Origin of the sequence: Caballeronia sp. (genome assembly GCF_028292365.1) — a bacterium.
Taxonomy (GTDB): Bacteria; Pseudomonadota; Gammaproteobacteria; order Burkholderiales; family Burkholderiaceae; genus Caballeronia.
The window spans coordinates 1-10188 of record NZ_JAQGMM010000609.1; the positions used below are offsets into that span (position 1 = coordinate 1).

The following is a 10188-nucleotide window of genomic DNA, read 5'->3' on the forward strand; positions in this document are numbered from 1 at the left end:
GTGCGGTAGCGGTTGACCAACACGCTGTTGAACGCAGTTTGAGCGGCGGCTTCGGCTTTTGTTTTCAACAATAAAACCGTCGGCGTCCACGGCTTGGGGATGTTGCGAATGCCCGAGTACACGTACACCGCGTCTGGATCGCCTTGCCACGCGGTCAAGCGCGGGAAGGGGATCTTGCCGGCGGGCGTGTTCATCGAGTCCTGCTGCCAGGTGATTTCATCGAGCAAGGTGGCTAGCGTATCGGACGCAGTGGGTGCGTCCAGCCAGTCAGGCAGCCATACGATGTCAGGCTTGGGGATGTCGTCGAAGAGGTCGAACATGGCGGTGATTGCGCCTTCGGGCTGTCTGCCAGATCAGGGTCTCAGTTCCTATAACTTAGCAGATTCTCTTTCCTGAAACTTGCTCACATGTTTTATAAGCCGCCACGTGGCGTGGCGGCGCCTCTCTCAACGTGCCAGCTTCGTCACCGCCACCCGCTTCTTCAGCACGCGTGCTTGCAGCACGATCACCAGTAACAAGAACACGCCGCGTATCACCGACTGCCAGTACGCCGACAGGCTGATAAAGCCCAGTCCGTTCTCGAAGTTCAAGAGATTGAACACCAAACCCAGCAGCGCGACGCCGGCAATCGTCATGGCGATCGATCCTTGTCCGCCCGTCAATAACGTCCCGCCCAGCACCACCGCCGATATCGCAAACAGCTCCCAGCCCACGCCTTCATTCGGCTGCCCGGCACCAAACTGCGCCGCCAATATCGCGCCCGCTATGCCTGCCAGCAAGCCGCTCAGCGCATAGACCATGACCAGCGTCCTGTCCACATTCAAGCCCATCAAACGCGAGGCTTCCTCACTGCCGCCTATTGCCAGCGCATGTCGTCCGAAGCGTGTGCTTCTCAATGCCAGCCAGCCCAGCACTGCCGCCACCGCCGCCACGATTCCCGGGATCGGCAGACCCCATACATCCCCTTGTCCAAAGTTGCCGAAACTGGAGGTGGGTGCAATCGATACGGCATCGTTATGGCCGAGCAGCAGCGCTAAGCCATGTGCCCCCAGGCTCGTCGCCAACGTGACGATAAACGGCAAGATCCGCATATGCGTGATGACGAGACCGTTCAACACGCCGATAGCGAGTCCCGCGCCCGCGCCCGCGAGCACCGCGACCAGACCGCCATGCGGACTCGCCAGCGCGGCCACCACGCTCGCCAGCGCCGCGACCGTTCCAACCGACAGGTCGATACCGCCCGTGATGATCACAAACGCCATGCCCACCGATATCAACGCGAACATCGAGTTGTATCGCCAGAACGAATTGATGTTGTAGGCCGATGCAAAGTGGTCGTATCGAAGCACGCCGAGCAGGAGTAATGCCGCTAATGCCAACAGAATGGGAAGGTTCTTTTTCATGTCGATATCTTCCTATCGCTGACGCCGCTGTACGTACACCGCGACGATGATGATGCCGGCTTTGACCACAAGTGCGGCGGCATCGGGAATGCCGTGGGCGAGCAGCGTGTATCGCAGCAACTGGATGATCAGCGCGCCGATCAATGTGCCCACTATGTAGGCCCTGCCGCCCGTCAGGGCCGTGCCGCCCACGGCGACTGCGGCGATGGCATCGAGCTCGGAGCCGAGACCAATGACGTTGGCGTCCGACGACGAATTGACCGAGATCGATATCAACCCCGCCAACCCTGCCAGCGCCGCGCACAAGGTGTACGCAATCATCTTCACGCGCGCCGTTGGAATGCCGCTCAGGTACGCGGCCTGTTCGTTGCCGCCGGTGACCAGCAAGTATTGCCCGAACAAAGTCTTGCGCACGATCCACGCGAACAACGCCACGAGCGCGAGCATCAAAAACACTTGCGCCGGCACGCCCGCTACGCGGCCCAACGCGATCCACTGGAACGCGGGGTTATCGAATGCTTGCAGGCTGCCATCGGTAAACACTTGCGCAATGCCGCGCCCCGCGATGAACAGCACCAACGTCGCGACAATCGGCTGTACAGAGAGCCTTGTAACGAGGAAACCGTTGAACACGCCGCAGAGCGCGGCAGCCAGTACGGGCAAGACAAAGGCCAACGCAATGCCGAATGGGCCGGCCATGTTCATGAAGATCATCGGCGCAAGCGAACCGGCGATCGCCATCGACGCGCCCACGGATAAATCGATACCGCCCGTCGCCACGACCAGCGTCATCCCAATGCCGACGATCACGATCGTCACCACTTGCGTCAGGTTGACGTTGAAGGTCTGCAGCGACCAGAAGTGCTGCGTGAAGAGCAGATTGAATACGATCATCGCGAGCAGCACGGCGATCTCACGCTGAATCGTGATTCGATGCTTTTTCTTCTGCGCGGCCTGTGCGATCGGCGCGGCGGTTGCCGGTTGCGTTTTCTGATTCATGGCTGACCTTCTTTGGCATCGACCGCTTCCGCCAGCGAGGATTCTTCTCCCGAGCCATACGCGATCGCATCCATGATCGATGCTTCGCTCATGCGCGCACCGTCGAGTTCGGCGACGGTCTTGCCATCGCGGATCACGACGGCGCGATCGGCCACTGCAGTCAATTCTTCCAGCTCGGACGCCGACAGCAACACCGCTAGTCCCGAGTCGCGGAGTTCGCGGATGATCTTGGCAACATCGGCTTTCGCGCCAACATCGATCCCTCTTGTGGGTTCATCGAGCAGCAGCAAGGTCGGGTTCGTCGCCAACCAGCGCGCGAGCAAAACTTTCTGCTGATTGCCGCCCGATAGTTCGCGTATCGGCTGGTCCGGCGAACGCAGCTTGATCCCCAGCGATTCGATAAACCGGTCCACGATCTCGCGTTGCTTCGCGACATCGACCACGCCGCGTTTGGTCAGCGTGCGCAGGCACACGAGCGTGAGGTTATCGCGCACCGAGAGCTCCGGCACGATGCCTTCGCCCTTGCGGTCCTCGGTGAGATACGCGATCCCACGCGCAATGGCGTCTTGCGGCGATTTGAGCGTGACTTGCTTACCATCGATGGATAGCGATCCGCGCTCGGTCGAATCCGCGCCGAACATCAGCCGCATGGTTTCCGTGCGGCCCGAGCCTAGCAGCCCGGCAAGACCGACGGCCTCGCCGGAGTGAACATCGAGCGATACATCGGACACCTTCGCGCCCGCGCCAAGGTTCGTCGCGCTAATCGCCGTCGAACCGCGCTTGGCGAGGTTCGCTTCCTTGACGGCGCTGTCCTCGTGCACGACGGCGGCGAGCGTGCGCCCTAGCATGGTGGTGACGAGTTGCAACTTGTCGAGCGCGGCCATCGGGCTTTCCGCGACGGTCTGCCCGTCGCGCATGACCGTGACGCGATCGCACAGCGCATACAGCTCATCCAGCCGATGCGACACAAAAATCACTGCGCGGCCGTCGTCCCTTAGACGTCGGACCACGGTGAACAGCAACTCCACTTCGCGTTCATCGAGCGACGAGGTGGACTCGTCCATGATGACCATTTTCGCGTCCGACGATACCGCCCGCGCCAATGCCACCATCTGCTGAATGGCGGTTGAAAACTCGCGCACGGGTTTGCTGACATCGATCTGCAATCCGAACGAGTCGAGCAGTTCCTGCGCACGACGATGAATCGTCTTCCAGTCGATCAACCCGAACCGGCGCGGCTCGCGGCCGAGAAAAATGTTCTCGGCAATCGAGCGGAACGGCACCAGATTGATCTCCTGATAGATCGTGCTGATACCGGCTTCGCGCGCTTCTTTCGGGCTGCGGAAATCGGCTTCGCGGCCATCGAAGCGAATCGTGCCCGACGTGCGCCGGTATGCGCCCGTCAGGATCTTGATCAGCGTCGATTTCCCCGCGCCGTTCTGCCCGATCAGCGCGTGCACTTCTCCCGCCGACACTGAGAGCCGCGCGTGCCGCAACGCAGCCACACCGCCAAAGCTGATGTCGATGTCCTGCATTTCGAGCAGGGGTGTTCCAGAATTCGGTGCGTTCATCTAGTGCGTCTCCCTGGCGGCTGGTTTCTCGCAATGAATGCGTTTCAGTCCGCCGGATACAAAAGAAGCGACGGCCCGCGAAAGACGGGGCGCGCCGCTTCGAACACCTTCGTTGCTCAACCCCAAGCGTCATGCGTTGACTGAACGCATCCGCTCAATAACCGTACTGCATGCTCTCTTTAACGTTGCTCTTATCGTAGAAGCGGTCGGAGACTTTCACCCACGGCGGGACCGTTTCGCCCTTCGCGAACTTCTGCGCCACGTCGCAAGCAAGCGGGCCGAAGAATGGGCTCGACTGCACGCTGGCTCCGAGTTCACCGGCGGCGATAGCGTCCATACCGCCCTTCGTCCCGTCGATCGTCACCAGGGTGATGTCCTTGCCCGGCTGCTTGCCGGCCGCCTTGATCGCGGCAATCGCGCCGAGCGCCATTTCGTCATTGTGCGCGTAGACGGCGGTGACGTCGGGATGGGCCTGGAGCAGCGTTTCCATGACCTGGCGACCCTTGTCACGCGCAAAGTCACCGCTTTGCGACGCGATGATCTGCATGCCCGGATTCTTCGCGATCACGTCATCAAAACCCTTCTTGCGATCGTTCGCAGCGGATGCGCCCGTGGAGCCTTCCAGTTCGATGATCTTGGCCTTGCCGCCGGTCGATTTAACCAGCCAGTCAGCCGCACGTTGCCCCTGGTTGATAAAGTCCGAGCCGATGAACGTGATGTAGTCCTTACCCGCTTTCGCCACCGATTGATCGACGTCACGGTCGACGAGGATCACCGGAATGCCCGCTTTCTTCGCTTGCAGGACGATTGGCGCGAGCGGCTTTTCTTCACGCGGCGGGAAGACGATCAGGTCGACGTGCTGCGCGATCATGCTTTGGATATCGGCGACTTGTTTCGATGCCGAGCTGTTTGCGTCGGTCATGACCATTTGCCAACCGCATTTCGCCGCGACGTCCTTGAAGCTCTTGGTTTCGGCGAGACGCCACGGGTTGTTGCTTTCGGTCTGGGCGAAGCCGACGCGCAAGGGCTTCTTGGTCGCCAGCTTGGGCAGCGGAGAGTCGTCGGCGTGGGCGATGCTTACGCCTGCCACCATCGACAGCGCGAGCACCGATGAAGCCAGCACGCGCAACGGGAATTTGCGTTTGTTGAAATTTTCAAGCGACAGCATGTCTTCCTCCGGTATGGATGGTCCTGCTTTTTTAAGTACTTCGGTCCTGCTGTGTCTTTCGGCCTCTCAGCTCTATCTCAATAAGTCGAGGTGCGATGATTATTCCACCGTATTTTATTATTGGTCAATCGCTAATATTATTAATTGCGGGTTGTCTTGCTACGGTAATTACCCTTACCGACGCGCGTTCGACCAGTGGTCCGTCGAGCTTGACTGTGCGCCGGCGAACGGGTGCGCCGGCGGCGCGGTTGTGTTCTTCCTGGAGCAGCGTTTCGACGGCCCATTTGCCAAGTTCATAGTTCGGAAGGACGACGGTGGAGAGCGGCGGATGTGTGTGCCGGGCGATCTCCTGATCGTCGTAACCGAGTACGGAGACGTCTTCTGGTACGCGTAGCCCCAACTGCTTTAGCGCTTCGATTGCGCCGAGCGCCATCAGATCGTTCGCGCAGAAAATGGCCGTTGGAGGGTTGGGTTCACGCATCAACGAGAGCGTTTGTTCGAAGCCCGAACCCGAGCTCCAGTCGCCTTCACGCACCAGCTCGGCGGCGAATGGGAGGTCTGCTGTCGAGAGCGCCGTTCGATACCCTTTCAGGCGATCGCGCGACGCGTCTTGCCAAGGTTCACCGTTCACATACCCAATCCTTCGATGCCCCGCGTTCAGCAGATATTCCGTCGCGGCATGTCCTCCCGCAACTTCAGCTGGAACCACCGAAGAAAGCTCGGAATCGCTGGTGTAGCAGTTCAGCAGGACCGTCGGGACCTTTGAAAGCGCGGCGGGCAAAGTAACCTTTCGGGTATAAACCGTCGCGTAAATCACGCCGAGCACGTTGGGGTTTGTCAGCGTGGCGTCGAGTACTTGCTGCTCTATTTCCGCGTTGCCGTGCGTCGAGTAAACAGCAAGCATCCGGCCGTTTGCGAATGCTGTATCGCGTGCGCCGTCGATGTTCACCACAGGATGCGGGCTCGTCGAAATTTCATCGGCGAGATACACAATAAGGTTCTTCTCGTTCGCCGCGATCGTCGCGTCCAGCGGCTCGCGGGCCGTCATCCGATAGCCGAGATCCTGTGCTGCCTTCATTACCTTGTTGCGCGTGGCGTCAGAGAATTTCGCGCTGGTCGCGTTGTTCAGCACCAAGGACACGGTGGACTGCGAAACGCCGGTCAGTTTCGCGATGTCGGTCATCGTCGGACGGCGTTGCGTGGATTTTTTCATTGTCTGAGGCCGCGAAAGGGCGGCGGCGGTGTTGTCGTTGCGTTGCGCTAAAACGTTATGCGGATGTCGCCGACGGTACCACTAATATTTCCTGGCGACAACGCTCCCAAACCATTGCCAGCATTACCCTCGCCAGCAATAAAGTGGATCTAAGTGTAATTACTAATAATATTGACTACTTCATGGCGATCGTGCGATTCTCGGGGCGCGCGCCGGGCTGTCGGATCAATGAAAGCCACGCGTGCCGACCGCGCCCGACTCGCGTGGCGCAACCAAGGAGACGATGATGGCCCGCTACGACGAGCGCGCTCGCGATGCGCTTGCGAAGGATTTCGAGCGTGACAGTTTTGTCCTGCTGCCCAACCATTTCCCGCGCGCAACGCTTGAGGCCTGGCGCGCGGCTTTCGCGCCGCTTTTCGAACCGCATGAAACGGCGGCGCGCGAGCAGGGTGGCAGCGGCAATCGCGGGCCGGGGCGCTATTACGTCACGTTGCCGTTCGAGGGCGAGTTCGCCGATCCCGCCATTTTTTGCGATGACGATGTATTGGGGATCGTCGAGCGAATCGCCGGGCCAGACCCCGTTATGTGCCAGCTCGCCACTGATACCCCCGTGCGCGGTTCCGACTTTCAGGACTGGCATCGCGACACGCCGCCTTTGTTCGATAACTTCCCGGAGACGCCGTCGTTCCAATTGGCGGTGAATTTTCCGCTTATCGACGTGGATGACGAGAACGGGTCGCTGGAGACGACGCGCGGAACGCATCGGATATCGCGTGAGGAAGCACTCGCTGGCTTGGCGGATGGACGGTACCCGGCGGAACGCGTTCCCATGCAACTAGGCGACGTGATGATCCGCGACGTGCGCGGGTTGCATAGAGGAACGCCAAATCTCACCGATACCCCGCGTCCGATGGTCGTGATCGGATACAGCCGTTCATGGTATTTCCGGCCGGAAGTGCAGGTGCAAGTGCCGCGCGATGTGTTCGCCGCGCTGCCCGCCCGCGCAAAACGGCTGCTGCGTTATAGCCCGCAAGTCGACAAGACGACGCGGACCTTCGATGAAAGTTACCAGCGGTTTGCATATTGAACACCGATCAACGGACACGCGCGGGTGAAAGCGCCGCCGCTCAATCGACCCAATTCACTCAGCCCACGCCGGCCGCTGACGGCACGTTTCGCGTCGCGTTGAATGATACTTCGCTGATCGAACTGCGCTTTGAGAATCGGCGAGTGTTGCTGGCGCCGCACGTCGGCGGCGCGATTGCGGCGTTCTACGATCTGCCGGACGGCGGCAATGAAGACGGCAACGCGCTGCATTGGCTGCGTCCCGCATCGGTCGATGCGCTCGCCGCGTGCAACCCGCTCGGCATGGCGAGCTTTCCGTTGCTGCCGTACTGCAACCGGTTGCGCGATGCGCGGTTTGCCTTCGACGGTCGGGAAGTCGATCTATCCGCCGATGGCAACGCATTCGATCACGCGCTGCATGGGCACGCGTGGCGGCGGCCGTGGCGCGTGGGATTGGTTTCACCGACCACGGTGGAATTGCATCTGAATCACGAACCAGGCGGCGGACCTGCTCATCACTGGCCGTATCGATACGAAGCGACACAGCGTTTCGAACTCGATGACTCAGGCTTGTTCGTCACCATGTCGATACGCAATCTCGCTGATCAGCCTATGCCGTTCGGCATGGGTCATCATCCTTATTACCCTCGCACGCCGGCCACGCGAATCCATACCAACGTTCGCGCGATGTGGCACGCCACGCAGGATCTTCTGCCGACGAAGCTTGGCGCGCATCCGTGCATTGATGCGTTGGCATCGCCGGAAGGTTTGTCCGCCGATGCCTTCGATCTGGACAACAACTTTGCGGGCTGGTCGAGGTCCGCGACCATCGCATGGCCTGATGAAAACCGCAGCGTGACGCTTGCGGCCGATGCGCCGTTCGATCACATGGTCCTGTTCGCACCCTCGGCGCATCCCGACCTGCTGTGCGTGGAACCTGTAACGAACACGGTGGATTTCCTGAACCTCGACGCATCGCGAGAGGACATCGGCGGCGGGGTGTTAATGCCAGGAGAAATAATCCAGGCGCGCTTCGGCTGGATCCCGCACGGTCTCGCTCAATCTGCTGAACGGAGCGAATCCACTTTCCCGGTATCATCCTGAAATTATCCGCGCGCTTGATTCGCTCGGCGTGCGAGCACCTTCAGCATTCTCAAAATTCCAGGAAAGTACCATGACGATGATCGACAGCGCGCCCGGCGAATCGACCCAACCGCGCCGGGTCTTGCTTGTCGACGACAGCGTCGACGCAGCCGAAGCCATGTCGATGCTGCTCGAAACGCTCGGCCACGAAGTTCGCGTCATGCACGATGGCCCGAGCGCGCTCGCCATGGTCGATGACTTCGCGCCCGATGTCGTGATCCTGGATATTGGTTTGCCGGGCATGGACGGCTTTGAAGTCGCGCGCGAGATGCGCACGCGGGCGGTGACAAAAACCGCATTGTTGATTGCATTGACGGGTTATGGCGCGGACAGCGACAAGCAGAAGGCACGCGATGCCGGCTTCGACCACCACTTGGTCAAGCCCGTCTCTTTCACCGCGATAGAAACCGTGATCGCCGCGTCATTTGCAGGCGGCGCGAAATAGAAACAGAATCAGAAACAAAAATAAAAAGCTGCTTCATTCCACCCGCAGCTTCGCCATATACGGCAGATGATCGGACAGCCATGCGGTGTCCTGCGTCGGCGTGATCCATTCAACCGGTTTCATTCCACGTACGAACATCTTGTCGAGCGCGAGCGCCGGTGAAAACGCCGGATAGGTCCGACCGGATTCACCGAGCATGGTCGCCACTTCGCTCATCCCCAGCTCACCGAAGACGCCCACCGAATCATTACGCCAGTCATTGAAGTCGCCCGCCAAAACGAGCGGGCCTTCAGGCGCTTCCTTCGAAATCCACAACGCGATCCAGTTCATTTGCCGCAGTCGCGCCGCCCGCGTCAACGCGAGATGCGCGCACAGCAACGTGACCGAACGCCCGGCAAACGTGGCGCGCGCGACCAGCAAGCCACGCCGCTCGAACCGATGCGCCGAGATATCCCAACGTCCACCCAGATCCAGCGGATGCGGCGAAAGAATCGCGTTGCCATGCCGCCACGATGGTTTGAACACGTTCTGCCCGAGCGCGATCTGCAAATCGAGTGATGTGGCGATTTCCGTCGCCTGACAATGCCAGATGTCATCGACGGGGGCATCGAGCGGATTGCCGAAGCTCGCCGCCAGCACCGGTTGCGGCATCCGGCGCGCCATGGCTTCCTGCAGGAAATAGGCATCGGCTTTGGTCGATTGAACCCAGCGCTGCATTGCGCTCCACGCCTGGAGGCCGAGCGGTGAGCGCCCCTTGTGCAAGTTCCAGCTCACGGCCACGAAGTCGGGTGTGTCGCGAACGGAAGGAATGCCGGAGGTGAAATGTTCTGGATTTCGCATGCGATGAATGAGTTGTGGGACGCGGCTGCGTCGAGTGTGATCGACGCGCGGCGCGCTATTGCGCAGCCGTTGCCAGCGTTGCACGAACCTTGTAGGTGATCGACGGGTTTTTATCGACGATTTGCCACGTCGACCAATCACCCGGCTTCAGGACCAGCCCGGGGTGCGTGGCGCTGACCTGACGCGGTTGGGGCGGCAACTTGCAACCCGCCACCGTTACCGGCGCGTCATTGCTTTGCAAGGTTTCCTGCGCGTCGATCTGCAACGTGATGTCGTCGTTGTTGGCGTGAATGGGGGAAATGGTGAGCGTGCGCTGAAGGTCGATGTCGCCGGCGGGTTTG

Annotated in this window: 10 protein-coding genes and 1 pseudogene; 3 read left to right on the forward strand and 8 right to left on the reverse strand. The window is 60.3% G+C overall.

The features are described 5' to 3' along the window. The 6 genes from JWR14_RS35725 to JWR14_RS35750 all read right to left on the reverse strand — a co-directional run. The coding region (locus JWR14_RS35725) for an alpha-ketoglutarate-dependent dioxygenase AlkB (protein ID WP_366144629.1) at nt 1–320 on the reverse strand (320 nt) is incomplete at its 3' end. Between the two features lie 126 nt (nt 321–446). Further along, nucleotides 447–1403 carry an ABC transporter permease gene (locus JWR14_RS35730; protein WP_299718969.1) on the reverse strand — a complete coding sequence of 319 codons (957 nt, stop codon included), beginning with the start codon at nt 1401–1403 and terminating at the stop codon, nt 447–449. A 12-nt stretch (nt 1404–1415) separates the two neighbouring features. Next, nucleotides 1416–2402, reverse strand: coding sequence for an ABC transporter permease (locus tag JWR14_RS35735; protein WP_299718971.1), 987 nt, complete (start codon nt 2400–2402; stop codon nt 1416–1418). Continuing rightward, on the reverse strand, nt 2399–3973 hold the full coding sequence (locus JWR14_RS35740; RefSeq protein WP_299718973.1) for a sugar ABC transporter ATP-binding protein: 1575 nt from the start codon (nt 3971–3973) through the stop codon (nt 2399–2401). Before JWR14_RS35740 ends, JWR14_RS35735 begins: the two co-directional genes overlap by 4 nt. Nucleotides 3974–4127: 154 nt before the next feature. Beyond that, on the reverse strand, nt 4128–5141 hold the full coding sequence (locus JWR14_RS35745; protein WP_299718975.1) for an ABC transporter substrate-binding protein: 1014 nt from the start codon (nt 5139–5141) through the stop codon (nt 4128–4130). A gap of 124 nt (nt 5142–5265) precedes the next feature. Then, nucleotides 5266–6324, reverse strand: a complete 1059-nt coding sequence (locus tag JWR14_RS35750; RefSeq protein WP_299718985.1) for a LacI family DNA-binding transcriptional regulator — start codon at nt 6322–6324, stop codon at nt 5266–5268. 271 nt (nt 6325–6595) lie between these two features. Between JWR14_RS35750 and JWR14_RS35755 the strand changes: the two genes are divergently transcribed. The 3 genes from JWR14_RS35755 to JWR14_RS35765 all read left to right on the forward strand — a co-directional run bounded on the left by JWR14_RS35755 (nt 6596) and on the right by JWR14_RS35765 (nt 9007). Further along, nucleotides 6596–7441 (forward strand): phytanoyl-CoA dioxygenase family protein, encoded by an 846-nt coding sequence (locus JWR14_RS35755; protein ID WP_299718977.1) that lies wholly within the window; start codon nt 6596–6598, stop codon nt 7439–7441. Between the two features lie 98 nt (nt 7442–7539). After that, nucleotides 7540–8523 carry an aldose 1-epimerase gene (locus JWR14_RS35760; RefSeq protein WP_299718987.1) on the forward strand — a complete coding sequence of 328 codons (984 nt, stop codon included), beginning with the start codon at nt 7540–7542 and terminating at the stop codon, nt 8521–8523. A gap of 70 nt (nt 8524–8593) precedes the next feature. Beyond that, nucleotides 8594–9007: a response regulator gene (locus JWR14_RS35765; protein WP_299718979.1), complete on the forward strand. Its 414-nt coding sequence runs from the start codon at nt 8594–8596 to the stop codon at nt 9005–9007. A 33-nt stretch (nt 9008–9040) separates the two neighbouring features. Here the strand turns inward: JWR14_RS35765 and JWR14_RS35770 are convergent, their stop codons facing one another. Together JWR14_RS35770 and JWR14_RS35775 are read right to left on the reverse strand one after the other, a co-directional pair. After that, nucleotides 9041–9847 (reverse strand): endonuclease/exonuclease/phosphatase family protein, encoded by an 807-nt coding sequence (locus JWR14_RS35770; protein ID WP_158937667.1) that lies wholly within the window; start codon nt 9845–9847, stop codon nt 9041–9043. A 55-nt stretch (nt 9848–9902) separates the two neighbouring features. Beyond that, a pseudogene (locus tag JWR14_RS35775) lies at nt 9903–10188 on the reverse strand (hypothetical protein); the annotation flags it as partial.